This is a genomic window from Streptomyces sp. NPDC090088, assembly GCF_044747345.1.
Taxonomy (GTDB): Bacteria; Actinomycetota; Actinomycetes; order Streptomycetales; family Streptomycetaceae; genus Streptomyces.
On record NZ_JBIVDZ010000001.1, the window covers coordinates 1690762 to 1716712 of the forward strand.

Sequence of the window (25951 nt, forward strand, 5' to 3'; positions counted from 1 at the left end):
GGCCGGCGAGGTGCCGCGTGCTACAGCGGTGGCAGGGCGGGCAGTGTTCCGCCCGTCACCTTCAGGGCCGAGCCGTCGCGGCGGCCGGCGAGCCAGCCGAGCAGGTCGGCGGCCGTGCCCTCGACCGAGACCGGGCCTCCCGGCGCGCCACCGCCCGTCGTCCAGACGCGGCCGCTGTCGCTGCGCAGCCCGGTCGACGGGACGTCCTGATGTCCGCCGAAGCGCTCCGCGAGGAAGTCGATCTCCCGCTCCGTGAACTCCTTCGGCAGCTCCTCCAGGTCGTACCCGATCCCGAGGTCGACATGGTGCAGCTCGACCTCGGACCAGCGCCGGAACGGCACCCGGGCCGCCGAGTCGGTCACCCCGTTGCGCAGCTCCACCGTGCGCGTCCAGTCCGCGGGCTCGGCGCCGCGGGCCCGGAACCTGGCGTCGCTGTCGCGCAGGTCGGCGAGGTGGACGTCGAGCGCGCGCGGTGCGTCACGGTCGATGTCGGCGTCCCGGGCCTCGCCGCTGACATACATGAGGCGTCCGTCGAGGACGTTCGTGAGCGCGTCCGCGTTGCGGGCGAGATGGGCCAGGACGTGACCGACCGTCCAGCCGGGCAGCCGTGACGGTCGCGCGACGGACGCGTTGTCCAGTGCGGCGACTGCGGTGAGCAGCCGTTCCGTCGCTTCCTGTACAGACGCCAGGTCATGGGCGTGATCAATCATGGGGCTGACAGTAGCCCCGCCACACCTTCGGGTGAAGGTTTCGCGCGGGCTCCGTAAATCGAATGCGCGTGCTATATCGTCAGTGGCGGCGTCGGGCATGCTGGATGGTCCGGGATTGTTTACGCATCCAGGAATCCGACCGGCGTTGTCAGTGGCTCCCCCTAGTCTGAAGAAGCACGGGGCCCTGCCCCTGTCACTTCTCTCAAGAAAGGTGCGGACCGGCTGTGGCCGACCGTCTCATCGTCCGTGGCGCGCGTGAGCACAACCTGAAGAATGTCTCGCTCGACCTGCCTCGTGACTCGCTCATCGTCTTCACGGGCCTGTCCGGGTCGGGCAAGTCCTCCCTGGCCTTCGACACGATCTTCGCCGAGGGCCAGCGTCGCTACGTGGAGTCGCTCTCCTCGTACGCCCGCCAGTTCCTCGGCCAGATGGACAAGCCGGACGTGGACTTCATCGAGGGCTTGTCCCCGGCGGTGTCCATCGACCAGAAGTCCACCTCGCGCAACCCGCGCTCGACGGTCGGCACCATCACCGAGGTCTACGACTACCTGCGGCTGCTCTTCGCGCGCATCGGCAAGCCGCACTGCCCCGAATGCGGCCGGCCGATCTCCCGCCAGTCGCCGCAGGCCATCGTCGACAAGGTCCTGGAGCTGCCGGAGGGCAGCCGCTTCCAGGTGCTGTCGCCGCTGGTGCGCGAGCGAAAGGGCGAGTTCGTCGACCTCTTCGCAGACCTCCAGACCAAGGGCTACAGCCGCGCGCGCGTGGACGGCGAGACGATCCAGCTCTCCGACCCGCCGGCGCTGAAGAAGCAGGAGAAGCACACCATCGAGGTGGTCATCGACCGCCTCACGGTGAAGGACACCGCCAAGCGCCGTCTCACCGACTCCGTGGAGACCGCGCTCGGCCTCGCCGGCGGCATGGTCGTGCTCGACTTCGTCGACCTCCCCGAGGACGACCCCGAGCGCGAGCGCATGTACTCGGAGCACCTGTACTGCCCGTACGACGACCTGTCCTTCGAGGAGCTGGAGCCCCGCTCCTTCTCCTTCAACTCGCCCTTCGGCGCCTGCCCCGAGTGCACCGGCATCGGCACGCGCATGGAGGTCGACCCGGAGCTGATCGTCCCGGACGAGGACAAGTCCCTCGACGAGGGCGCCATCCACCCCTGGTCGCACGGGCACACCAAGGACTACTTCGGCCGGCTGATCGGAGCCCTCGCCGACGCCCTGGGCTTCCGCACCGACATCCCCTTCGCCGGGCTGCCGCAGCGCGCCAAGAAGGCCCTGCTCCACGGCCACAAGACGCAGATCGAGGTCCGCTACCGCAACCGGTACGGCCGCGAGCGCGTGTACACCACGCCCTTCGAGGGCGCGGTGCCCTTCGTCAAGCGCCGGCACAGCGAGGCCGAGAGCGACGCCAGCCGCGAGCGCTTCGAGGGCTATATGCGCGAGGTGCCCTGCCCCACCTGCCAGGGCACGCGCCTGAAGCCGATCGTCCTCGCGGTCACGATCATGGACAGGTCCATCGCCGAGGTCTCGGCGATGTCCATCAGCGACTGTGCCGACTTCCTGGGCGAGCTGAAGCTCAACGCCCGTGACAAGAAGATCGCCGAGCGCGTGCTCAAGGAGGTCAACGAGCGGCTGAAGTTCCTGGTCGACGTCGGCCTGGACTACCTCTCGCTGAACCGCGCGGCCGGCACCCTCTCCGGCGGTGAGGCCCAGCGCATCCGCCTGGCCACCCAGATCGGCTCCGGCCTCGTCGGCGTCCTGTACGTCCTCGACGAGCCGTCGATCGGCCTGCACCAGCGCGACAACCACCGGCTGATCGAGACCCTGGTCCGGCTGCGCGACATGGGCAACACGCTCATCGTCGTCGAGCACGACGAGGACACCATCAAGGTCGCCGACTGGGTCGTCGACATCGGCCCCGGCGCAGGTGAGCACGGCGGCAAGGTCGTGCACAGCGGCTCCCTGAAGGAGCTGCTGGTCAACGCCGAGTCGCAGACCGGCCAGTACCTGTCCGGCAAGAAGTCGATCCCGCTGCCCGACATCCGCCGCCCGCAGGACCCGTCCCGCCGGCTCACGGTGCACGGTGCCCGGGAGAACAACCTCCAGGACATCGACGTCTCCTTCCCGCTGGGCGTGTTCACGGCCGTCACGGGCGTCTCCGGCTCGGGCAAGTCGACGCTGGTCAACGACATCCTCTACACCCACCTCGCCCGCGAACTGAACGGCGCGAGAAACGTCCCTGGCCGGCACACCCGCGTGGACGGCGACGACCTCGTCGACAAGGTCGTGCACGTCGACCAGTCGCCCATCGGCCGCACCCCGCGATCGAACCCGGCGACGTACACCGGTGTCTTCGACCACGTCCGCAAGCTGTTCGCCGAGACCACCGAGGCGAAGGTCCGCGGCTACCTGCCGGGCCGCTTCTCCTTCAACGTCAAGGGCGGCCGCTGCGAGAACTGCGCGGGCGATGGCACCATCAAGATCGAGATGAACTTCCTCCCGGACGTCTATGTCCCGTGCGAGGTCTGCCACGGCGCCCGGTACAACCGGGAGACCCTGGAGGTCCACTACAAGGGCAAGTCCATCTCCGAGGTCCTGAACATGCCCATCGAAGAAGCCATGAACTTCTTCGAGGCCGTCCCGGCGATCAACCGTCACCTCACGACGCTGAACGACGTCGGTCTCGGCTATGTCCGCCTCGGCCAGTCCGCCACCACCCTCTCCGGCGGTGAGGCGCAGCGCGTGAAGCTCGCCAGCGAACTGCAGAAGCGTTCCACGGGGCGCACGGTCTACGTCCTGGACGAGCCGACCACCGGTCTGCACTTCGAGGACATCAGCAAGCTGCTGAAGGTCCTCGCGGGCCTCGTCGACAAGGGCAACACGGTCATCGTCATCGAGCACAACCTCGACGTGATCAAGACCGCGGACTGGGTCGTCGACATGGGTCCCGAAGGCGGTGCCGGCGGTGGACTCGTCGTAGCCGAGGGCACGCCCGAGGAGGTCGCCGGCGTCCCGGCCAGCCACACCGGCAAGTTCCTGCGCGAGATCCTCGGCGCCGACCGCGTCAGCGACGCCAGCTCGGTGAAGGCCCCGCGCAAGACGGCGGCGAAGAAGACGGTCGCGGCCAAGTCCACGGCGAAGCGGACGGCGACCGCCACGACCACCAACAACACGGCGACGAAGAAGGCCGCCGGGGTCACGAAGAAGGCGACGCCCGCGAAGAAGACCACGCGGGCCCGCAAGGCCTGAGTGCTCCGGGGCATCTGCTCCGACAAATCCAGAAAAGTGCGGCGCCCCGCGGGAACTTCCCGCGGGGCGCCGCTCGTTGCAAGATCAGCCGCCCGATCCCCGCGGCCACGGCGAACCTTGACTCCTCAACAGCGAGATCAGCGATGGTGGCGAACCGGTGGGGAGTGCCGAACGTCCCTCACGGATTCCCGAGTTCCGAGGCGTACGGCGGCTCCGCGCCCGCCCGGGAACAGGTGATCGCGGCCGCCCGCGCCGCGAACCGCAACAGCCTTGTCCAGCCGTCGGCGTCCAGTCCCCGGAGCGCCTCGGCCGACAGGGCGTCCTGCGCGGCCAGCCCGTGCAGCAGCGCCGCGTTCACGGTGTCACCGGCGCCGATCGTGTCCACGACGGCGACCTCCTCACCGGGGACGGCGTACACGGTGCCGTCACGGGTGAAGGCGCTCAGACCGTCCCCGCCGTGAGTGATCACGACCGCCGAGGGTCCCGCCGCCAGCCATTCGCGCGGGGTGCCGCCCAGCCACAGCGCGTCCTCCTCCGAGAGCTTGAGGAGAGTCACCGAGGGCAGCCAGCTCTTGAAGCGCGCCCGGTAGGCGTCCGGGTCCGGGATCAGACCTGCCCGGATGTTGGGGTCGAGGGCGGTGAACAGGCCCTGCTCGGCCGCCCTGCGCATCAGCTCCTCATAGGCGCTCGCCCCCGGTTCCAGGACGAGCGACAGCGTGCCGAAGGACACGGCGCGGGTCGTGGCGGGGAGGTCGGCGGGGGCGGCGAACAGACGGTCGGCGGTGCCGTCGACATGGAAGGAGTACGACGCGGAGCCCCGCGCGTCGACCGTGGCGACCGCGAGCGTGGTCGGCTCCGCGCCACGCTCCACCAGCGAGAGATCCACCCCCGCCCGCCGCAGCCCGTCCAGCAGGGCCTCCCCGAAGGCGTCGTACGAGGTACGGGAGCAGAACGTGGTGGGGGAGCCGAGGCGGCCGAGGGCCACGGCCGTGTTGTACGGGCCGCCGCCGGGCGCCGGCTGCAGGGCCGCGAGGGCGCCCGTGCCCTGCGGTACCAGGTCGATCAGTGCCTCACCGGCGACGACGATCACGAGAGGGTTCCTTTCTCGAGGTGCTCGGGGGCGGAGTACTCGGAGTGCTCGGGGAGTTCGTGGTACCTGGATTGCGGGTCTTGCCGGCGCCCTCCTCCCGGCATCCGCACGACGTCCGGTGCACGAAGGCGCACGGGAGCCGTACGGTCCGGGCGGCCCGGTCGGGCGAGGCGAGCCGTTCGAGCAGCACCCGGACCGCCTCGGCGCCGATCTCCCTGCTGGGCTGGGCGATGGCGGTGAGCCGGGGCGAGAACAGATCGGCCCAGGTGAAGTCGTCGAAGCAGCACAGGGCGATGTCGTCCGGTACGGACAGGCCGCGTGCGTGCAGGGCGCGCAGGGCGCCGATGGTCATCGCGTTGTTGGCGGTGACCAGTGCCGTGGGCGGGACGGGCAGCGACAGCAGGGTGGCGGTCGCCTCTCCGGCGCCGTCGGACTCGGGGTTGCCGGGGACGACCAGCCGTTCGTCCAGGGGCAGGCCGGCGGCCGCCAGCCCCTGCCGGTAGCCGGCGACGCGCTCGTTGGTGGTGCTCAGTCCGGGCAGCCCCGCGACCAGGCCGATCCGGCGGTGCCCGAGACCGGCGAGGTGGGTGACGAGCCGGGCCGTCGGCTCGGTGTTCTCCGCGCACACCTGGTCGAAGCGCGGGGCGCTGCCCACATGCCCGTCGATCACCCGGTCGAGCAGGACGGCCGGTACGGCATGGCGGCCGAGGTAGGCGAGGAGTTCGCGCGGGTCGGCGGAGGGGGCGACGATCATGCCGTCGACGCGGCGCTCGTGGAGGAGCTGGACGACCTTCCGTTCGTGCCCGGGGTCGTCGTGCGGGTCGGCGATCAGGAGGCTGTAGCCCTTCTCCAGAGCGGCGGCCTCGACACCTTGGAGGATCTCCGTGAAGTAGGGGTTGCTGATCGCCGACACCGCGAGCCCGATCGAGCGGGTGCGGGAGGTCACCAGGGAACGGGCCAGGGTGTTGGGCGTGTAGCCCAGCTCCTCGATGGCGTCGAGCACGGCCTGACGGGTGTGGGGCAGCACCGGACGTGTCTCGTTCAGCACATGGGAGACGGTCGCCACGGAGACACCGGCACTCCGGGCCACGTCGGCCATCGTGGGCATGGGGCTCCCGTCCTCGTCTCCCGCTCTACGGCAAGGCTCGGCCGGGAAGCTACCTCATCCGACACCCTCGCGTAAACGCTTGCGTAAGCGTTTACGTCCCCCTGGGCCGACCGGCCGTCCCGCACGTTGCTCCTGCCCTACCCGACCCGCCCCGAAGCGGGGCGATCTGTCCAGGTATCGTCGCCCTCTATCGTCGCCCGCCCCCGTGAACACCCCGCACCGCCCGACCCACCTGGAGCCCTCATGCCCGCCCGTCCCTCCGCGAGCCGCCGTACCGTCCTGCGCGGGGCGGCGGTCACACCGGTCGCCGCGCTGGGGCTGGCCGCCTGCACGGCTCCCGACGGCGGCACCTCGGCGGACGCGACACCGACCGCGCCCGTCGATCTCGGGGCCGAGAGCGAGGTGGCCAAGGGCGGCGCGAAGCTCTACCGGGAGCACAACATGGTGGTCAGCCGGACCGCCGACGGCGCTCTGCAGGCGTACAGCACGATCTGCACGCACGCCGGGTGTCCGATCAACAAGCTCCAGGGCACGACGCTGGTCTGCCCCTGCCACGGCAGTGAGTTCGACGCCGTGAGCGGGAAGGTGGTGCGGTCACCGGCCACCGAACCGTTGAACGAGCTCCCGGTCAAGGCGGTGAAGGGCCGGATCGTGGCGGGGCCCGGCGCCTGATCCGACGCGCGGACTCGGCCCCGGCTACTCCCAGTCCCAGCCGATCCCGAGGAGGCCCGGCCGTACCCGGGGCTCGACCAGGTGGACGGAGCGGTGCAGCCCGCTGAGCGGCAGGGACTGCCGGCCGCTGCGCGGGGCCGCCGCCGAGTGCTGGGCGAAGCGGTGGCAGCGGGTCGGCAGGGCGTCGGCGGCGAAGCGCACCTGGAGGGTGTACTGGCCTCCGGGAAAGCCGAAACCGCGGACGTACTCGCGTGAGGCACCGGCCGTGCCGTCCTCGACGGCGTAGCGGAAGAGAAAGGTGTCGCCGGAGCGCAGACGGGTGCCGAAAAGGATCTCGGCGACGAGCAGGCCGGTCTCGTGGTCCGCGCGGACGCGTCCAGTGCGGCAGTTCTCCAGGGCGTGCACGGCCATGTGCTGCGGGGCGCAGCCGGGGTCGCCGTGGTGCACGGCCACGAAGCGGTCGACGCCGTCGCGGTGGGCGCGCACGATGTACTGCGACTCGCGGAGGGCCAGCTCGCGGTGGGCGCCGATCCGCACCCGCTCGTGGTGCCCCAGCGTGTGCAGGCCGCCGTCCAGGGACCAGCCGAGCTCGGCCTGTAGCTGTTCCAGCACGTCGGAGGCCTCGACCAGCGAGCGGTAGGAGCGGGTCGCGGGGCGGCGCACGGAAGGGCCCTGGTCGGCCTCGGCGAGCAGCCGGATCAGGGACTCGTCCGGGAGCTGGAGGATCTCCTCCAGCGCGCGGACGGCTCGTAGCGACTCCGGGCGCTGCGGGCGGCGGGCGCCCTGCTGCCAGTAACTCAGGCTGGTGACGCCCACTTTGACCCCGTAGCGCGACAGGTGGTGCTGCACGCGCTGGAGCGGCAGCCCGCGGGCGGCGATCGCGGCGCGCAGGGCCACATGGAAGGGGCCGCCGCGCAGGGCCGAGTCCAGTTCCGCGGTGGCGACGTCCGCGTGCTGTATGCCGTGCCGCATGCAGGGGCCTTTCTCTTGGGGGGTGCAACGGCTGGTCAGGCCGTTGGCGCGGGCTCGGGGCCACCCCGTCGGCGCCGGGGCGGCCGCACCTGGGTACGCCGCATCCGCAGGCGCCGTGGCTCACGGCCCCGAGTTCCCCCGCATTGAAGCGTGTTGACCAATCCCCGACAACACCTTCGTCCGGCCGAGGGCGCCCACCTGGCCGAGGCGTGCCCCCGTCACCGGCGGGACCGGGAGGGCGCGGCAGTGGCGTGATTGCCCCGGATGCCTGGGATCGGTCGTGCGAAGTGTGCCGATTCGGGGAGGAAGCCGCGCAGGATCCTTCGGTATCGGGCCGGGGGCTCCGCCGCGGCCGTGGAGCCGGCCTGCGCGGGTGGCGTGCCGCACCGGTCCGGATCGTCACCGAGGTGGCCGATTTCCGGATCCGCTGTCCAGGCGGCCCGCGGGCCCGGCCGCCTCGCTCGGCGCGCTGGGTGTCACTGGCCCCGCCCCGGCCCCGGCCCCGGCCGCCGACCTCCCCGGATCCCGGGGGAATCTTCCCCTCCTCCCGCCGCTCCTGCCCGCCCCGCCCGCTCCGCCGAGGGTTGTCCACAGGCTCGTCGCGGTGTCGGTGCTCGCCAGTAGGGTGTGAGACATGGCCGACCCCTCCAGCTACCGCCCCAAGCCGGGACAGATCCCGGACTCTCCCGGGGTGTACAGGTTCCGTGACGAGCACCGACGGGTGATCTACGTCGGGAAGGCGAAGAGCCTGCGCCAGCGCCTGGCGAACTACTTCCAGGATCTGGCGAGCCTGCACCCGCGCACCCGGACGATGGTCACCACCGCCGCGTCCGTGGAGTGGACCGTGGTGTCCACCGAGGTCGAGGCCCTCCAGCTGGAGTACTCCTGGATCAAGGAGTACGACCCCCGGTTCAACGTCAAGTACCGCGACGACAAGAGCTACCCGTACCTCGCGGTGACGATGAACGAGGAGTTCCCGCGGGTCCAGGTGATGCGCGGTCACAAGAAGAAGGGCGTCCGCTACTTCGGGCCGTACGGCCACGCGTGGGCCATCCGGGACACCGTCGACCTGCTGCTGCGCGTGTTCCCGGTGCGCACCTGCTCCGCCGGGGTGTTCAAGAACGCCACCCGCACCGGCCGCCCCTGTCTGCTCGGCTACATCGGCAAGTGCTCGGCCCCCTGCGTCGGCCGGATCGAGCCGGAGGACCATCGCGAACTGGCCGAGGAGTTCTGCGACTTCATGGCCGGCCGCACCGGCACCTACCTCCGCCGGCTGGAACAGCGGATGAGGGACGCCGCCGAGGAGATGGAGTACGAGCGGGCCGCCCGGCTGCGCGACGACATCGAGGCCCTGAAGAAGGCCATGGAGAAGAACGCGGTCGTGCTCGCCGACGCGACCGACGCCGACCTCATCGCCGTCGCGGAGGACGAGCTGGAGGCGGCCGTCCAGATCTTCCACGTGCGCGGCGGACGGGTGCGCGGCCAGCGCGGCTGGGTCACGGACAAGGTGGAGGACGTCACCACCGCGGCGCTGGTCGAACACGCGCTCCAGCAGCTGTACGGCGAGGAGACCGGCGACGCGGTTCCCAAGGAGGTGCTGGTCCCGGCCCTGCCCGACCCGGTCGAGCCGGTCCAGGAGTGGCTCACCGGCCGCCGCGGGTCGAACGTCTCGCTGCGCATCCCGCAGCGCGGCGACAAGAAGGCCCTGATGGAGACCGTGCAGCGCAACGCCCAGCAGGCACTCGCCCTGCACAAGACCAAGCGGGCCTCCGACCTCACCACCCGCTCGCGGGCCCTGGAGGAGATCTCCGACGCCCTGGACCTGGACAGCGCCCCGCTGCGCATCGAGTGCTACGACATCTCGCACCTGCAGGGCGACGACGTGGTGGCCTCCATGGTCGTCTTCGAGGACGGACTGCAGCGCAAGAGCGAGTACCGCCGCTTCCAGATCAAGGGCTTCGCCGGCCAGGACGACGTGCGCTCCATGCACGAGGTGATCACCCGCCGCTTCCGCCGCTACCTCGCAGAGAAGGAGAAGACCGGCGAGTGGGTGGAGGAGGGCACCGAAGACGCCCTCACGGACACCGCGGCCCACACGGACACCGGGACCGACAACGACAACGACACCGGGACCGACACCGACGGCGGTACGGCCGACGGTTTCAAGGACGACGACGGGCGTCCCAAGAAGTTCGCCTATCCGCCCCAGCTCGTGGTGGTCGACGGTGGCCAGCCCCAGGTCGCCGCCGCCAAACGGGCGCTCGACGAGCTCGGTATCGACGACATCGCCGTCTGCGGTCTCGCCAAGCGTCTGGAGGAGGTCTGGCTGCCCGAGGACGACGACCCGGTGGTGCTGCCCCGCAGCAGCGAGGGGCTGTACCTGCTCCAGCGGGTCCGTGACGAGGCGCACCGCTTCGCCATCACCTACCAGCGCACCAAGCGGGCCAAGCGCTTCCGTTCCAGCCCCCTGGACGACGTGCCGGGCCTCGGCGAGACTCGCAAACAGGCGCTGATCAAGCATTTCGGCTCGGTGAAGAAGCTGCGGTCCGCCACAATCGAGCAGATCCAGGAAGTGCCCGGGATAGGCCGCAAGACGGCCGAGACCATCGCCGTGGCCCTCGCACAGGCGGCCCCGGCCGCTCCCGCCGTGAACACGGCCACTGGAGAGATCATGGATGACAGGGAAGACGAGGCGCCCGGGACGACGGCGGACGCCTCGGGGGAGCCCGTACCCGCGGGTGCCCCGGACGATCGACGGGGGCAGGAGAGATGACCGAGCACGAGACACAGCCCACAGCACAGCGAGATCCTGCGGTCGGCGAAACACCGGGCGAGCCCCAGCAAACGCACAACGAGGCGGGCCAGGATCAGCCGCAGGAAGCGGTAGCGGTCCAGGAAAACGGAGCAGAAGAAGTGAGTACGGATGCCACTGGGGCCGTGGTCCCCGAGGCGGCCATCCCCGAGCTGGTGATCATCTCCGGCATGTCGGGGGCCGGCCGTTCGACGGCGGCCAAGTGCCTGGAGGACCTCGGCTGGTTCGTCGTGGACAACCTCCCGCCGGCCCTCATCCCCACCATGGTCGAGCTGGGCGCCCGCTCCCAGGGCAACGTGGCGCGGATCGCGGTCGTCGTCGACGTGCGCGGCCGGCGCTTCTTCGACAACCTGCGCGAGTCCCTCGCCGACCTGGACGGCCGGGGCGTCACCCGCCGGATCGTGTTCCTGGAGTCCTCCGACGACGCCCTGGTCCGCCGCTTCGAGTCGGTGCGCCGCCCGCACCCGCTGCAGGGTGACGGCCGGATCGTCGACGGCATCGCCGCCGAGCGGGAACTGCTGCGCGAGCTCCGCGGCGACGCCGACCTGGTGATCGACACCTCCAGCCTGAACGTGCACGAGCTGCGCGCGAAGATGGACGCCCAGTTCGCCGGCGAGGAGGAGCCCGAGCTGCGGGCGACCGTGATGTCGTTCGGGTTCAAGTACGGCCTGCCGGTCGACGCCGACCTGGTCGCCGACATGCGGTTCCTGCCCAACCCGCACTGGGTGCCGGAGCTGCGCCCGTACACCGGCCTGAACGAGGAGGTGTCGGCGTACGTCTTCAACCAGCCGGGCGCCAAGGAGTTCCTCGACCGGTACGCCGAGCTGTTGCGGCTGATCGCGACCGGGTACCGGCGTGAGGGCAAGCGGTATGTGACGATCGCCATCGGTTGCACGGGCGGCAAGCACCGCTCCGTCGCCGTGTCCGAGAAGCTCGCCGCCCGCCTGGCCGCCGAGGGAGTGGAGACCGTAGTCGTGCACCGGGACATGGGGCGCGAGTGACCGACCGCACTCCACGGCTGAGCAGGCTGCGCCGGATGGCGCCCGAGAGCCTTGCCGGCCGTCCTGTCGAGCCCCGTGGTGCCCGGCCGCGCCGTCGCGGCGCCCAGCCCAAGGTGGTCGCCCTCGGCGGCGGCATGGGCCTGTCCGCCTCGCTCGCCGCCCTGCGCCGGATCACCGGCGACCTCACCGCCGTCGTCACCGTGGCCGACGACGGCGGCTCCAGCGGCCGCCTCCGTGACGAGCTGGGTGTGCTGCCGCCCGGTGACCTGCGCAAGGCCCTGGCCGCGCTGTGCGGGGACGACGACTGGGGCCAGACCTGGGCCCGGGTCATCCAGCACCGTTTCCAGTCCAAGGGCGACCTGCACGAGCACGCGGTCGGCAATCTGCTGATCGTCGCCCTGTGGGAGCAGCTCGGCGACCACGTCCAGGCCCTGGACCTGGTCGGCAAGCTGCTCGGCGCGCACGGGCGGGTGCTGCCCATGTCCGCCGTGCCGCTGGAGCTGCAGGCCCTGGTCAAGGGGCACGACCCGGAGCGTCCGGACGAGGTGGACATCGTCCGGGGGCAGGCCACGGTGGCGCTCACCCCGGGCGAGGTGCAGTCGGTGCACCTGGTGCCGCACGACCCGCCGGCCGTGCCGGAGGCCGTCGCGGCGGTGCAGGACGCGGACTGGGTGGTGCTCGGCCCCGGGTCGTGGTTCTCCTCGGTGATCCCGCACCTGCTGGTCCCCGATCTGATCGACGCGCTCACCGAGACGAAGGCCCGTAAGGTTCTCTCCTTGAACCTGGCACCGCAGCCCGGAGAAACAGAGGGCTTCTCCCCGCAGCGTCATTTGGAGGTTTTGGGGCGACACGCCCCTAAACTCGCCCTGGACGTGGTGCTGGCCGACGAGGCCGCCGTGCCCGACCGCGACTCGCTCACCGAGGCCGCCAAGCGGCTCGGAGCCGCGGTCGAGCTGGCCCCCGTGGCCCGGACCGACGGTTCACCCCGGCATGATCCGGAGCTGTTGGCCGCCGCGTACGACCGTATTTTTCGGATGCATGGAAGGATCGGCCCATGGCGATGACGGCAGCGGTGAAGGACGAGATCTCCCGGCTACCCGTCACCCGGACCTGCTGCCGGAAGGCGGAGGTCTCCGCCATCCTGCGGTTCGCGGGCGGCCTCCACCTGGTGAGCGGGCGCATCGTGATCGAGGCGGAGCTGGACACCGCGATGGCGGCCCGGCGCCTCAAGCGGGACATCCTGGAGATCTTCGGCCACAGCTCCGAGCTGATCGTGATGGCACCCGGCGGGCTGCGCCGCGGCTCCCGCTATGTGGTGCGGGTGGTCGCGGGCGGTGACCAGCTCGCCCGCCAGACCGGGCTCGTGGACGGCCGGGGCCGCCCGATCCGCGGGCTGCCCCCGCAGGTGGTCTCCGGCGCCACCTGCGACGCGGAGGCGGCCTGGCGCGGCGCGTTCCTGGCGCACGGCTCGCTGACCGAGCCCGGCCGTTCGTCCTCCCTGGAGGTGACCTGCCCGGGCCCCGAGGCCGCCCTCGCCCTGGTCGGCGCGGCCCGTCGGCTGTCCATCGCCGCGAAGGCCCGTGAGGTGCGTGGCGTGGATCGGGTGGTCGTCCGTGACGGTGACGCGATCGGCGCGCTGCTGACCCGGCTCGGCGCGCACGAGTCGGTGCTGGCCTGGGAGGAGCGCCGGATGCGGCGCGAGGTCCGGGCCACCGCGAACCGCCTCGCCAACTTCGACGACGCCAATCTGCGCCGCTCCGCCCGGGCCGCCGTGGCGGCCGGCGCGCGGGTGCAGCGGGCCCTGGAGATCCTCGCGGACGAGGTTCCCGAGCATCTCGCGGCGGCCGGTCGGCTGCGCATGGAGCACAAGCAGGCCTCCCTGGAGGAGCTGGGCGCGCTCGCCGACCCGCCGCTGACGAAGGACGCGGTCGCGGGCCGGATCCGCCGTCTTCTCGCGATGGCCGACAAGCGCGCGTCCGACCTGGGCATCCCGGGCACCGAGGCCAACCTCTCCGAGGAGCTGGCGGACAACCTCGTCGGCTGAGCCGTCGTCACCTCACCGGTGCCGACGGCCGATCGGGGGTCGTCGGCACCGGCGTTTGCAAGTCCGTGAATTACTCATGAGCTGTCTGTGAGTCGCCCTTGACTCGATCAAGGAGTGTCATGAGCCTGGCATGAGTTCGCCGCCGGGGCGGACCACTGCTAGGGGGGTTCATGAGACACAGAGCGAGATCGATCCTCGCTGTCGGCGCGCTCCTGATCGGCGGAGCGGCGCTCGCACCCGTGGCCCAGGCACAGACCGGCGCGGCGCCGAAGCCCGACCCCGACGAGGTCAAGGTCTTCCGCGCGGACGTCACCAAGCAGCAGATCCCGCTGCTGCTCAAGGCCGGACAGGACGGCCACGAACTCGGCGACCAGGTCACCGGATCCGGGAAGACGGAAGTCGAGCTGTACCTCACCGACCAGCAGGCGCAGAAGCTGGAGAAGCAGGGCGTCGACCTCACCGAGCACACACTCTCGGCCAAGGCGGAGACCCGCGTCGAGGACGCCTCCCAGGGGGTGTTCCGCCCGTACAGCGGAAGTGGCGGGCTCGAACAGGAGATCCTCGCGACCGCGCAGGCCAACCCCGGCCTCACCAAGGTCGAGTCCATCGGCAAGACGCTGGGCGGCCAGGACATCCTCGCGCTCAAACTGACCAAGGGCGCGAAGAAGTCGAAGGACGGCTCCAAGCCCTCCGTGCTGTACGTGTCCAACCAGCACGCGCGCGAGTGGATCACGCCGGAGATGACCCGCCGGCTGATGCACTACTACCTGGACAACTACCGCACCGACAAACGCATCAAGAAGATCGTCGACTCGACCGAACTGTGGTTCGTGCTGTCCGCCAACCCCGACGGCTACGACTACACCTTCCAGAACTCCGACACCCGGCTGTGGCGCAAGAACCTGCGGGACGTCAACGGCGACGGTGTCATCAGCACGGGTGACGGCGTCGACCTCAACCGCAACTTCGGTTACAAGTGGGGCTACGACGACGAGGGCTCGTCCCCCAACCCCACCAGCGAGACCTACCGCGGCGCGAGCCCCGAGTCCGAGCCCGAGACCAAGGCGCTCGACTCCTTCGAGAAGCGGGTCGGGTTCACGTACGGCATCAACTACCACTCCGCCGCCGAACTCCTCCTCTACGGCGTCGGCTGGCAGGTGGCCACCCCGACCCCGGACGACGTCCTGTACAAGGCGCTCGCCGGCACGCCCGACAACTCGGCGGTCCCGGGCTACCACCCGCAGGTCTCCTCGGAGCTCTACACCACCAACGGCGAGGCGGACGGCCACGCGTCGAACGTCAACGGCATGGCGATGTTCACCCCGGAGATGTCGACCTGCCAGACCGCGTCGGACATCGACCCGAACGACGCCTGGAAGGCGGCCGACTGCCAGTCGGTCTTCAACTTCCCGGACGACGAGAAGCTGATCCAGGACGAGTTCGCGAAGAACATCCCGTTCGCGCTCTCCGTCGCCGAGACCGCCGCCCACCCCGACCGGCCCAGTTCCTCGGTCGGCCTGAGCGCCGCCGACTTCACCCCGGCCACGTTCTCCACGTCGTACTCGCGCGGCGCCGACCAGGAGGTCTCCGTCGTCGTCCGCAAGGCGGTCCGGGACAAGGAGCTCAAGTACCGCGTCAACGGCGGCCGCACCCACGAGACGGCGCTGCGGCCCTGGCGGGGCGGCGAGACCTACGGCGGTGCGGACAACCTCTACTTCGACCAGTACCGGGCCAAGGTGAAGGACGGCGCACCGGGCGACAAGGTCGAGGTGTGGTTCACCGGTGAGGCGAAGGGCGGCAAGAAGGCCTCCAGCGCGCACTTCACGTACACCGTCGCCGAGCGGGCCAAGGCGGACACCCTGGTGGTCGCCGAGGAGGGCGCCAAGGCCACCCAGGCGCAGACCTACGTCGACGCGCTGAAGGCGGCCGGGCACAAGGCCGTCGTCTGGGACGTCGCCACCCAGGGCGCGCCCGACGCGCTCGGCGTGCTGAAGCACTTCAGGAACGTCGTCCACTACTCGGGCACCAGCGGCCCCGGCAACGACACCCAGCTCCAGCTGCGCGCCTACCTCAACGAGGGCGGCAAGCTGATCGAGGCGGGCGAGCTGGCCGGCGGCAGCGTGAACCTCGGCGACGGCACCCCGTCCAACGACTTCAGCCAGTACTACCTGGGCGCCTACTCCCGTACGTCCACTCCCGGGGCCACCGGCTTCACCGGCTCCGGCACCCTGGACGGCTTCACCGGAGCCCTGAGCGGTACCTCCGCCAACCCGCTCGACAAGGCCGGCACCTACGCCGTCACCTCCGACGAGCTCTCCACCGACACCTATCCCCAGTTCGCCAGCGCGGGCGCGGGCCAGTTCGCCGGGACCGTCAACCCGTACGGGCCGTACTCCGGGTCGTACATGGCCGCCGCGGTGCACACCGACGACTCCTACAAGCGCCTCACCCGCACCATCGACCTCACCGGTGTCACCGCGTCCCAGCAGCCGACCTTCAGCACCAAGCTGCTCTGGGACACCGAGCCGGGCTACGACCACGCGGTCGTCGAGGCGCACGTCGTCGGCTCCGACGACTGGACGACGCTGCCCGAGAAGGGCGGTGCCACCACCGACGCCGTACCGTCCGAGTGCGGGGCCGGCTTCCTGATCGCCGAGCACCCCTGGCTCAAGCACTACCTGACCATCGACAACAACCAGTGCACCTCGTCCGGCACCAGCGGCTCCTGGCACAGCCTCACCGGAAGCTCCGCGGGCTGGCAGTCGGTGAGCTTCGACCTGGGCGCCTACGCCGGCAAGTCCGTCGAGCTGTCCATCTCCTACATCACCGACCCGAGCACCGGCGGCCACGGTGTCCTCGTCGACGACGCCTCGCTCGTCGTCGGCGGCGCGGCCACCGAGACCGAGGGCTTCGAGACCTCACTCGGTTCCTGGAGCGTCGCCGGACCGCCCGCGGGCAGCCCGGCCGTCCTCAAGGACTGGGAGCGCACCGGGGCGTTGTTCAAGACGTACGGAGCGGTCACCACCGACCGCACCGTGCTGCTCGGTTTCGGCCTGGAACAGGTCACCTCGGCCGCCGATCGTGCCGCTCTGGTGAAGAAGGCGTTGACAGCACTCGACAACTGACGCCGACGGCACTCGACAAGTGAGCCGACCCGCTCACGAACGAGTGAAAGGGCCGTAAACACGGGTCGGCATTACCTGACAAAAAGGGGCGATGCGACCCCCGATCCGAGACGGTCCGTACCCCTACTGGCGGGTACGGACCGCCTCGCCGTGTATGGGGCATCTGGATGTCACCACGGGAGCCTCAGGGAGGTAGGGTCGTGGGTGGTCGGGGACATCCCAAATACAGCTCGCCGGCACCGCATGGCCGGCGTACCAACGAGGAGATCGGTTCGTGACGATCCGCGTAGGCATCAACGGCTTCGGTCGTATCGGTCGCAACTACTTCCGCGCGCTGCTGGAGCAGGGCGCTGACATCGAGATCGTGGCTGTCAACGACCTGGGTGACACCGCGACCACCGCGCACCTGCTGAAGTACGACACGATCCTCGGCCGGCTCAAGGCCGAGGTGACGCACACCGCCGACACGATCACCGTCGACGGTCACACCATCAAGGTGCTGTCCGAGCGCAACCCCGCCGACATCCCGTGGGGCGAGCTGGGCGTCGACATCGTCATCGAGTCGACCGGCATCTTCACCAAGAAGGCCGACGCCGAGAAGCACATCGCCGGCGGCGCCAAGAAGGTCCTCATCTCGGCTCCGGCCAAGGACGAGGACATCACCATCGTGATGGGCGTCAACCAGGACAAGTACGACGCGGCCAACCACCACGTCATCTCCAACGCCTCCTGCACCACCAACTGTGTGGCGCCGATGGCCAAGGTCCTCGACGAGAACTTCGGCATCGTCAAGGGCCTGATGACGACGGTGCACGCGTACACCAACGACCAGCGCATCCTGGACTTCCCGCACTCGGACCTGCGCCGCGCGCGGGCCGCCGCCGAGAACATCATCCCGACCACCACCGGTGCCGCCAAGGCCACCGCGCTGGTCCTCCCGCAGCTCAAGGGCAAGCTGGACGGCATCGCCATGCGCGTCCCGGTCCCGACCGGCTCCGCCACCGACCTGGTCGTGACGCTCCAGCGCGAGGTCACCAAGGACGAGGTCAACGCCGCGTTCAAGAAGGCCGCCGACGACGGCGACCTGAAGGGCTACCTCGCGTACACCGAGGACCCGATCGTCTCCTCGGACATCGTCGGCGACCCGGCCTCCTGCACCTTCGACTCCTCCCTGACCATGGTCCAGGAGGGCAACACGGTGAAGATCCTCGGCTGGTACGACAACGAGTGGGGCTACTCCAACCGCCTCGTCGACCTCACGGTCTTCGTCGGCGACCAGCTCTGATCGGCCGAGCAGGCACCTCGATGCGGTAGCAGGGCTCGGGCAGCGCACGGTCGCGCCGCCCGAGCCCTGACGCACGTAAGGATCGACCCGCCCGTCTACGGTTCGATCTGTCCTCGTACGATCAAGAGCCCTCCTGTAGGAGTCCCCAACACATGAAGACGATCGACGAACTCCTCGCCGAAGGGGTCGACGGCAAGCGGGTCTTCGTCCGTGCCGACCTCAACGTGCCGATGGCCGACGGCCTCATCACCGACGACGGCCGGATCCGCGCCGTCCTGCCCACCGTCAAGGCCCTCGCCGACGCGGGCGCCAAGGTGGTCGTCGCCTCCCACCTGGGCCGCCCCAAGAGCGCCGCGGACACGCAGTTCTCCCTGCTCCAGGCCGCCGAGCGGCTCGGTGAACTGCTCGACGCCCCGATCGCGTTCGCCCAGGACACCGTCGGCCCCGCCGCCCACGACGCCGTGAACGGCCTGGAGCCCGGCCAGGTCGCGGTCATCGAGAACCTGCGCTTCAACGCCGGCGAGACCTCCAAGGACGAGACCGAGCGCGGCGAGTTCGCGGACCAGCTGGCCGCCCTCGCGGACGTCTACGTCGGCGACGGCTTCGGCGCCGTGCACCGCAAGCACGCCTCCGTCTACGACCTCCCGGCCCGGCTGCCGCACTACGCCGGCCACCTGATCGCCACCGAGGTCGGCGTCCTGAAGAAGCTCACCGAGGACGTCCAGCGGCCCTACGTCGTCGTGCTCGGCGGCGCCAAGGTCTCCGACAAGCTCGCCGTGATCGACCAGCTGCTCGGCAAGGCCGACCGCATCCTCGTCGGCGGCGGAATGGTCTACACCTTCCTGAAGGCCAAGGGCTACGAGGTCGGCAGCTCCCTCCTCCAGGAGGACCAGCTCGCGGCCGTCACCGAGTACATCGAGCGCGCCGAGAAGACCGGCGTCGAGCTCGTCCTGCCGGTGGACACCCTGGTCGCCCCCGCGTTCCCGGACCTGTCCGGCAAGGCCCCGGCCAACCCGAGCACGGTCGCCGCGGACGCCATGCCCGCCGGACAGATGGGCCTGGACATCGGCCCGGAGACCCGCAAGCTGTACGCCTCGAAGCTCGCCGACGCCGCCACCGTCTTCTGGAACGGCCCCATGGGCGTCTTCGAGCACCCCGACTACGCCGAGGGCACCCGCGTGGTCGCCCAGGCCCTCGTCGACTCGAAGGGCTTCACCGTCGTCGGTGGCGGTGACTCCGCCGCCGCCGTGCGCATCCTCGGCTTCGACGAGAACGCGTTCGGACACATCTCGACCGGTGGCGGCGCCTCCCTCGAATACCTCGAGGGCAAGACGCTCCCCGGCCTTGCCGCACTGGAGGACTGACCCCGCATGACCACTCGCACGCCGATCATGGCGGGTAACTGGAAGATGAACCTCAACCACCTCGAGGCCATCGCGCACGTCCAGAAGCTCGCCTTCGCCCTGGCCGACAAGGACTACGAGGCCGTCGAGGTCACCGTCCTGCCGCCCTTCACCGACCTGCGCTCCGTGCAGACCCTGGTCGACGGCGACAAGCTCAAGATCAAGTACGGCGCCCAGGACCTCTCGGCGCACGACTCCGGGGCCTACACCGGCGAGATCTCGGGCCTGATGCTGGCCAAGCTGAAGTGCACGTACGTGGTCATCGGCCACTCCGAGCGCCGCCAGTACCACAACGAGACCGACGCCGTCGTGAACGGCAAGGTCAAGGCCGCCTACAAGCACGGTCTGACCCCGATCCTGTGCGTCGGCGAGGAGCTGGACGTCCGCGAGGCGGGCAACCACGTCTCCCACACCCTCACCCAGGTCGAGGGCGGTCTGAAGGACGTCACGGCCGAGCAGGCCGAGACGATCGTCATCGCCTACGAGCCCGTGTGGGCCATCGGGACCGGCAAGGTCTGCGGCGCGGCGGACGCCCAGGAGGTCTGCGCCGCGATCCGCGCCAAGCTGGCCGAGCTGTACAGCCAGGAGCTGGCCGACCAGGTCCGCATCCAGTACGGCGGCTCCGTCAAGGCCGGCAACGTGGCCGAGATCATGGCGCAGGCCGACATCGACGGCGCCCTGGTGGGCGGTGCCTCGCTGGACGCCGACGAATTCGTCAAGATCGTGCGCTTCCGCGATCAGTGAGCAGACCGTGAGTAGGCGGTAGCGGCGATCCGTCGTACCCTTGCGGGGCCGAGGCTGTTTGTCGTCAGGAGCGTGAAGCCTCAGACGGTCTCCGGCCCCGCAGTCCATCCGTATCCGAGGAAGTTGGTCCAGCCGTGGTTTTGGGGTTCTCGATCGCCCTGATCGTCTTCAGCCTGCTGCTGATGCTGCTGGTGCTGATGCACAAGGGCAAGGGCGGCGGTCTCTCCGACATGTTCGGTGGCGGCATGCAGTCCTCCGTCGGCGGCTCCTCGGTCGCCGAGCGGAACCTGGACCGGATCACCCTGGTGATCGGTCTGCTGTGGTTCGCGTGCATCATCGTCCTCGGCATGCTGATGAAGACGAACAGCTGAGCCGCGACTCGCACACACGCACATTCCGCACGTAAGGCCCCATGTTCGGTACGCGCACCTGAGCGCGGCCTATCATGGGGCTTGCGTCTAGGTGCGGGGGCGGTAACTCCCACCACTGGACGCGCGTTGGGCCTTACGTAGACTGAGGCGCTCGCAACGAAGCGACACGCCGACTCGCTTCGCGGCACCATCACGCAGGGAGTTACGACCGTGGCAAGTGGCAACGCGATCCGAGGTAGCCGGGTCGGGGCGGGGCCGATGGGCGAGGCCGAGCGCGGCGAGTCCGCGCCGCGTCTGCGCATCTCCTTCTGGTGCTCCAACGGGCATGAGACGCAGCCGAGCTTCGCCAGCGACGCGCAGGTGCCCGAGACCTGGGACTGCCCGCGCTGTGGCTTCCCGGCCGGTCAGGACCGGGACAACCCGCCGGACCCGCCGCGCACCGAGCCGTACAAGACGCACCTCGCGTACGTACGGGAGCGGCGCAGCGACGCGGACGGCGAGGCGATCCTCGCCGAGGCGCTCGCCAAACTGCGGGGCGAGATCTAGGAGTTGAGGTCGGCCGGGTGCCCGAGGGCGCCTGGCCGGAGTTGTCTCCGCGGCCCGGCCCCGGGCCCGTTGTCAGTGGTGCCCTCTACGGTTTGTGTATCGACGAATCGTGAGGGGGCGGCGGTGACGGTGGGGGAGCGGGCGCCGGCGTGGCGCGGGGGATTCGGACGGTTGTGGACGGCTGCCGTGGTCTCCCGGTTCGGGGACGCGTTACGGACGTCCGCGCTGCCCCTGCTGGCCGTGCGCCTGACCGACGACCCCCTCGCCATCGCCTCGGTGACCGCCTGCGGCTATGTGCCGTGGCTGCTGTTCGGGCTGGTCGGCGGAGCCGTCGCGGACCGGGTGGACCAGCGGCGCGCGATGTGGGCCGTGGACTCGGTACGAGGGCTGCTCGTCGCCGCCTTCGCGCTCGCCGTGGCGCTCGGTCACGCCTCGATCCCGCTGCTGCTCCTGCTGGCCTTCGCGCTGACCACGCTCCAGACGCTCTTCGACAACGCCTCCACGGCCCTGCTGCCCTCCCTGGTGGACCGCCAGGCCCTGGGCGCGGCCAACGCCCGGCTGATGACCGGGCAGCAGATCGCCGGCGGCCTGCTCGGCGCCCCGCTGGTGCCGCTGCTGCTCACGGCCGGCGCGTTCATGCCCTTCGCGGCCGACGCGGGCACCTACCTGGCGGCCGCCGCCCTGGTCGCCTCCCTGCGGACACGGCCCCCGCAGCGGGCGCCACGCCCGGCCGGCAGCACCCTGCGCGCCGAGATCGGAGAGGGCCTGCGCGCCCTGTGGCAGGACCGGGCCCTGCGGGCGGTCTGCGTCTCCACCCTGCTCTGCAACATCGGCATGGGCGCCCTGATCGCCACCCTGGTGCTGCACGTGACCCGCTGGCTGCACGCCGGCACCGCCGGATACGCGGCCGCCATGACCGCCTACTCGGCCGGCAGCATCGCCGGCGGCTTCCTCGCCCAGCGCATCGCCCGCCGCACCGGCCGGGTCCGGGCCCTGCTCGTCGCCGGGACCGTCCAGACCTCGTCCCTGGTCCTGATAGGCACCGTGCGGCACCTCGGCGCCCTGGCCGCGGGCATGCTGCTGCTCGGCGCGATGAACATGGTGTGGAACGTCAACCAGGTCACGCTGATGCAGCAACGCGCCCCCGAGTCGATGACCGGCCGGATCGCCGCCGCCTTCCGCACCTCCTCGACGTCCGGAGCACCGCTCGGCGCCCTCCTCGGCGGAGCGGTCGCCGGTGCGTACGGTCTGAACGGGCCCGCGCTGCTCGCCGCCGCCCTGTTCGGGCTGGCCGTCACCTCGTTGATACCGGTGCGCCGGCCGGACGTACCTGTTGTTGCGCCACGGGACAGCGCGACGGCAGGCCGTGCCCCGAGCTGATCAACTAGGTTGGAACGGCAGCGGCGCAGGCACGCAACAGGACAGGTGCAAGGAAGAAGGCTGAAGTCCGAATGAACGCAGACGGCCGTACCAGGCTCAACCAGACGCCCGAGTGGACCGCGCTCGCCAAGCACCGGGAGGAGCTCGCCGAGACTCATCTGCGGGACCTGTTCGCCGCCGACCCGGGACGCGGCACGGGCTACACCCTCCAGGTCGGCGATCTCCACATCGACTACTCGAAGCACCTGGTCAACGACGAGACACTGAGGCTGCTGCGTGAGCTGGCCGCCGCCACCGACGTCTTCGGGCTGCGGGACGCCATGTTCCGCGGCGAGAAGATCAACATCACCGAGCAGCGCGCGGTGCTGCACACGGCGCTGCGCGCCCCGCGCGACGCGGTGGTCGAGGTCGACGGCGAGAACGTGGTGCCGCAGGTGCACGCGGTCCTGGACAAGATGGGCGCCTTCGCCGACCGGGTCCGCTCGGGCGAGTGGACCGGTCACACCGGCAGGCGCATCAGGAACGTCGTCAACATCGGCATCGGCGGCTCCGACCTCGGTCCGGCGATGGCCTACGAGGTGCTGCGCAGCTTCACCGACCGCGACCTCACGGTCCGCTTCGTCTCCAACGTGGACGGCGCCGACCTGCACGAGGCCACCCGCGACCTGGACGCGGCGGAGACCCTCTTCATCATCGCCTCCAAGACGTTCACCACCATCGAGACGATCACCAACGCCACCTCGGCCCGCAACTGGGTGCTCGGCGAGCTGAAGGCCGGTCAGGAAGCCGTCGCCAAGCACTTCGTGGCCCTCTCCACCAACGCCGAGAAGGTCGCCGACTTCGGCATCGACACGGCCAACATGTTCGAGTTCTGGGACTGGGTCGGCGGCCGCTACTCCTACGACTCCGCCATCGGCCTCTCCCTGATGATCGCCATCGGCCCCGACCGCTTCCGCGAGATGCTGGACGGCTTCCACCTGGTCGACGAGCACTTCCGCACCGCCCCCGCCGAGGCCAACGTCCCGCTCCTGCTCGGCCTGCTGGGCATCTGGTACGACAACTTCCACGACGCCCAGTCGCACGCGGTGCTGCCGTACAGCCACTACCTCTCCAAGTTCACCGCCTACCTCCAGCAGCTGGACATGGAGTCCAACGGCAAGTACGTGGCGCGGGACGGCAAGGAGGTCGAGTGGACCACCGGCCCGATCGTCTGGGGCACGCCCGGCACCAACGGCCAGCACGCCTACTACCAGTTGATCCACCAGGGCACGAAGCTGATCCCGGCGGACTTCATCGGCTTCGCCGAGCCGGTCGCCGAGCTGAGCGGTGAACTCGGGGCCCAGCACGACCTGCTGATGGCGAACTTCTTCGCCCAGACCCAGGCGCTGGCCTTCGGCAAGACCGCCGAGGAGGTCCGCGCGGAGGGCGTCGCCGAGGAACTGGTCCCGCACAAGACCTTCCAGGGCAACCGCCCGACGACCACGATCCTCGCCAGGGAACTCACCCCGTCGGTCCTCGGCCAGCTCGTCGCCCTGTACGAGCACAAGGTGTTCACCCAGGGCGCCGTCTGGAACATCGACTCCTTCGACCAGTGGGGCGTCGAACTCGGCAAGGTCCTCGCCAAGCGCGTGGAACCGGCGCTGACCGAGGGCGCGGAGGTACCGGGCCTGGACGCGTCGACGAAGGCGCTGGTCGCCAAGTACCGGGAGCTGCGCGGGCGCGACTGACGGCCGGCGCGCGCCGCGGCGGCCGGCCGGGGCTCATCCCGACGCCGGGGGAGGCCGAGGCACACGTCTTCACCGAGCGGGAGACGGCCGTCCTCGGCGGCCGGCTCGACCGCGCCCTGTACGGCACGGCCGACGAGGTCACGGCGGGCCTGGACGACCTGTGCAAGAGGACCGGCGCCGACGAGCTGATGCCGGCCATGAACTCGCACGGCCTGGACTTCCGGGTCCGGTCCTACGAGCTGGTCGCCGGCGCCTACGGGCTGCCGGACGGCGCGCCCGAAGACGGCTGACAGCACACCGCAGGACCCTGGTCCCGCTCCGGGCGGGACCAGGCCCCTGCGCGGGTGTCGGGCGGGACCAGGGCCCTGCCCACGTGTCGGGCGGGATCAGGGAGCGGTGGCCACGGACACCCGCCAGCCGTCGTCGGCGAGCCTGCGGCGGACGGACTCCGCGGTGATCCGGGATGCGGCCAGGCTCGCCGAGAGCTCCGTGGACGCCCCGGACCAGGACAGCCGGATGTCCTGGGCGCCGATGCCGGACTCCTCGGCCGCGTGCAGCAACCGGTCCACCTCGCCCGGCCGGCCCGCGAGCGGCACCGTCAGCGTCACCGCGCCGACGGTGCCGGCACCGCCCGGCCGGTGCACGGCCGCCCAGCCGTCCCTGCCCCGGGCCAGCAGTTCCCCGAGCGAGGCCAGGGCGTCCTCGGCTCCCTCGGTGCCGGGGGACACCTCCAGCGCGTGCAGGGCCCGGGTGAGCGCCTCCAGGTCCTTCGTCAGGGCTTCCAGGATCTCCACGATGGCCGGGGCGTTGGCCCGGACGATGTCGGTCCACAGCCCGGGGTCGCCGCCCGCGACCCGGATCACGTCCCGGATCCCCCGGCCCGCGAGCCTGATCGCCTCCCCGGACGCGTCGGCCAGTCTCGCCGCCATCAGGGACGCCACCAGATGGGGCGCGTGCGAGACCAGGGCGACCGCCCGGTCGTGCGCGTGCGGATCCATCACCACGGGCACGGCCCCGCACAGCGACACTGCGGCCAGCACCCGGTTGAGCGCGCCCGGGCAGGTCTCCGGTCCGGGCGTCAGGATCCACGGACGGTCCTCGAAGAGATCGGCGCGGGCGGCCAGCGGACCGGAGCGCTCGCTCCCGGCCATCGGATGACCGCCGACGAAACTGCGCGGCTGCGGGGTGCCGTGCGCGACGGCCAGCGCCGTGGGCGCCTTGACGCTCGCCACGTCGGTGTAGGCCCTGGCCAGCCCGCGCCGCTGCTGCTCCGCCAGCACCCGGGCGACCGCGCCGGGCGGCACGGCCAGCACGGCGAGGTCGACGGGGCCGTCGGGCGGACCGACCGAACCGGCCCCGCGGGCGGCCGCCACCCGGGCCGCCGACTCGTCCGTGTCGAGCAGGCGCACATGGACGCCGCGGCGGCTCAGCGCGAGGCCGGCGGACGTGCCGATGAGCCCGGTTCCCACCACTGCCGCGGTGCGGATCACTGGTTCCCCCTTCTGCCCGGATCATCCGTGGGCGGGGCGGTGCGCCCCGCCGTGCGCGGGCGCGGCGGTCACCGCCGTACGCCCGCGACCGTCGCAGTGTGACCCGCGGCCGGGGCCCGGGACTCGGCCAGCCGCGCATGGCGAGTGCCGCATCCGCGCATGTCCCGGCTTTCGCGAATGCGACAGAGCACATGCGCGAGCACGGCACCGTGCGTCC

At 70.8% G+C, this 25951-nt stretch carries 19 protein-coding genes; 14 read left to right on the plus strand and 5 right to left on the minus strand.

Annotated features, from left to right (window positions below; genetic code table 11):
* Positions 1-20 precede the first annotated feature (20 nt).
* Complete coding sequence (locus ACIPSJ_RS07495) at positions 21-710, minus strand: maleylpyruvate isomerase family mycothiol-dependent enzyme (RefSeq protein ID WP_401344248.1); 690 nt, start codon at positions 708-710, stop codon at positions 21-23.
* A gap of 224 nt (positions 711-934) precedes the next feature.
* On the opposite strand from ACIPSJ_RS07495, the gene uvrA reads away from it, so the two are divergent.
* A complete protein-coding gene (uvrA, locus tag ACIPSJ_RS07500) occupies positions 935-3964 on the plus strand; it encodes an excinuclease ABC subunit UvrA (RefSeq protein ID WP_359222132.1) in 3030 nt (1009 codons plus the stop codon).
* A gap of 178 nt (positions 3965-4142) precedes the next feature.
* Here the strand turns inward: uvrA and ACIPSJ_RS07505 are convergent, their stop codons facing one another.
* Positions 4143-5054, minus strand: a complete 912-nt coding sequence (locus ACIPSJ_RS07505; RefSeq protein ID WP_401344250.1) for a carbohydrate kinase — start codon at positions 5052-5054, stop codon at positions 4143-4145.
* On the minus strand, positions 5035-6162 hold the full coding sequence (locus ACIPSJ_RS07510) for a LacI family DNA-binding transcriptional regulator (protein WP_401344252.1): 1128 nt from the start codon (positions 6160-6162) through the stop codon (positions 5035-5037). Before ACIPSJ_RS07510 ends, ACIPSJ_RS07505 begins: the two co-directional genes overlap by 20 nt.
* Before the next feature lie 243 nt (positions 6163-6405).
* Between ACIPSJ_RS07510 and ACIPSJ_RS07515 the strand changes: the two genes are divergently transcribed.
* Entirely contained in the window at positions 6406-6834 is a 429-nt protein-coding gene (locus ACIPSJ_RS07515) for a Rieske 2Fe-2S domain-containing protein (RefSeq protein WP_401344253.1), read from the plus strand.
* Positions 6835-6858: 24 nt separating this feature from the next.
* On the opposite strand, the gene ACIPSJ_RS07520 is transcribed toward ACIPSJ_RS07515, so the two are convergent.
* The gene (locus tag ACIPSJ_RS07520) at positions 6859-7806 is read right to left on the minus strand and encodes a hypothetical protein (protein ID WP_359222128.1); all 948 of its coding nucleotides are present in this window, start codon (positions 7804-7806) and stop codon (positions 6859-6861) included.
* A 634-nt stretch (positions 7807-8440) separates the two neighbouring features.
* Between ACIPSJ_RS07520 and uvrC the strand changes: the two genes are divergently transcribed.
* From uvrC to pgi, 12 genes are all read left to right on the plus strand, one after another.
* Entirely contained in the window at positions 8441-10579 is a 2139-nt protein-coding gene (gene uvrC / locus ACIPSJ_RS07525; RefSeq protein WP_401344255.1) for an excinuclease ABC subunit UvrC, read from the plus strand.
* Positions 10576-11619, plus strand: a complete 1044-nt coding sequence (gene rapZ / locus ACIPSJ_RS07530; protein ID WP_401344257.1) for an RNase adapter RapZ — start codon at positions 10576-10578, stop codon at positions 11617-11619. Before uvrC ends, rapZ begins: the two co-directional genes overlap by 4 nt.
* Entirely contained in the window at positions 11616-12683 is a 1068-nt protein-coding gene (gene yvcK, locus ACIPSJ_RS07535; RefSeq protein ID WP_355715338.1) for a uridine diphosphate-N-acetylglucosamine-binding protein YvcK, read from the plus strand. The genes rapZ and yvcK overlap by 4 nt, the downstream gene beginning before the upstream one ends.
* Positions 12674-13663: a DNA-binding protein WhiA gene (gene whiA / locus ACIPSJ_RS07540; protein WP_030791337.1), complete on the plus strand. Its 990-nt coding sequence runs from the start codon at positions 12674-12676 to the stop codon at positions 13661-13663. Before yvcK ends, whiA begins: the two co-directional genes overlap by 10 nt.
* Positions 13664-13833: 170 nt before the next feature.
* Complete coding sequence (locus ACIPSJ_RS07545; protein ID WP_401344260.1) at positions 13834-16788, plus strand: M14 family zinc carboxypeptidase; 2955 nt, start codon at positions 13834-13836, stop codon at positions 16786-16788.
* 274 nt (positions 16789-17062) lie between these two features.
* Positions 17063-18073, plus strand: coding sequence for a type I glyceraldehyde-3-phosphate dehydrogenase (gene gap, locus ACIPSJ_RS07550; RefSeq protein ID WP_355715332.1), 1011 nt, complete (start codon positions 17063-17065; stop codon positions 18071-18073).
* A 152-nt stretch (positions 18074-18225) separates the two neighbouring features.
* The gene (locus ACIPSJ_RS07555) at positions 18226-19437 is read left to right on the plus strand and encodes a phosphoglycerate kinase (protein ID WP_359222122.1); all 1212 of its coding nucleotides are present in this window, start codon (positions 18226-18228) and stop codon (positions 19435-19437) included.
* A gap of 6 nt (positions 19438-19443) precedes the next feature.
* Positions 19444-20220 (plus strand): triose-phosphate isomerase, encoded by a 777-nt coding sequence (tpiA, locus tag ACIPSJ_RS07560; protein WP_401344262.1) that lies wholly within the window; start codon positions 19444-19446, stop codon positions 20218-20220.
* A gap of 140 nt (positions 20221-20360) precedes the next feature.
* Positions 20361-20591, plus strand: coding sequence for a preprotein translocase subunit SecG (secG, locus tag ACIPSJ_RS07565; RefSeq protein ID WP_352224631.1), 231 nt, complete (start codon positions 20361-20363; stop codon positions 20589-20591).
* A 210-nt stretch (positions 20592-20801) separates the two neighbouring features.
* The gene (locus ACIPSJ_RS07570; protein WP_003976875.1) at positions 20802-21137 is read left to right on the plus strand and encodes an RNA polymerase-binding protein RbpA; all 336 of its coding nucleotides are present in this window, start codon (positions 20802-20804) and stop codon (positions 21135-21137) included.
* 186 nt (positions 21138-21323) lie between these two features.
* On the plus strand, positions 21324-22517 hold the full coding sequence (locus ACIPSJ_RS07575) for an MFS transporter (RefSeq protein WP_401344616.1): 1194 nt from the start codon (positions 21324-21326) through the stop codon (positions 22515-22517).
* 71 nt (positions 22518-22588) lie between these two features.
* Positions 22589-24244: a glucose-6-phosphate isomerase gene (pgi, locus tag ACIPSJ_RS07580; RefSeq protein WP_393793930.1), complete on the plus strand. Its 1656-nt coding sequence runs from the start codon at positions 22589-22591 to the stop codon at positions 24242-24244.
* Between the two features lie 386 nt (positions 24245-24630).
* Here the strand turns inward: pgi and ACIPSJ_RS07585 are convergent, their stop codons facing one another.
* The gene (locus ACIPSJ_RS07585; RefSeq protein ID WP_401344265.1) at positions 24631-25734 is read right to left on the minus strand and encodes a prephenate dehydrogenase; all 1104 of its coding nucleotides are present in this window, start codon (positions 25732-25734) and stop codon (positions 24631-24633) included.
* Positions 25735-25951: the final 217 nt, after the last annotated feature.

Excerpts from the sequence above, each read along its gene's own strand:
- rapZ (WP_401344257.1), top strand. The coding sequence starts at position 10,576 with ATGACCGAGCACGAGACACAGCCCACAGCACAGCGAGATCCTGCGGTC.
- pgi (WP_393793930.1), top strand. The coding sequence starts at position 22,589 with ATGAACGCAGACGGCCGTACCAGGCTCAACCAGACGCCCGAGTGGACC.
- ACIPSJ_RS07495 (WP_401344248.1), bottom strand. The coding sequence starts at position 710 with ATGATTGATCACGCCCATGACCTGGCGTCTGTACAGGAAGCGACGGAA.
- ACIPSJ_RS07545 (WP_401344260.1), top strand. The coding sequence starts at position 13,834 with ATGAGACACAGAGCGAGATCGATCCTCGCTGTCGGCGCGCTCCTGATC.
- ACIPSJ_RS07555 (WP_359222122.1), top strand. The coding sequence starts at position 18,226 with ATGAAGACGATCGACGAACTCCTCGCCGAAGGGGTCGACGGCAAGCGG.
- ACIPSJ_RS07510 (WP_401344252.1), bottom strand. The coding sequence starts at position 6,162 with ATGCCCACGATGGCCGACGTGGCCCGGAGTGCCGGTGTCTCCGTGGCG.
- tpiA (WP_401344262.1), top strand. The coding sequence starts at position 19,444 with ATGACCACTCGCACGCCGATCATGGCGGGTAACTGGAAGATGAACCTC.
- ACIPSJ_RS07515 (WP_401344253.1), top strand. The coding sequence starts at position 6,406 with ATGCCCGCCCGTCCCTCCGCGAGCCGCCGTACCGTCCTGCGCGGGGCG.
- ACIPSJ_RS07520 (WP_359222128.1), bottom strand. The coding sequence starts at position 7,806 with ATGCGGCACGGCATACAGCACGCGGACGTCGCCACCGCGGAACTGGAC.
- whiA (WP_030791337.1), top strand. The coding sequence starts at position 12,674 with ATGGCGATGACGGCAGCGGTGAAGGACGAGATCTCCCGGCTACCCGTC.
- uvrC (WP_401344255.1), top strand. The coding sequence starts at position 8,441 with ATGGCCGACCCCTCCAGCTACCGCCCCAAGCCGGGACAGATCCCGGAC.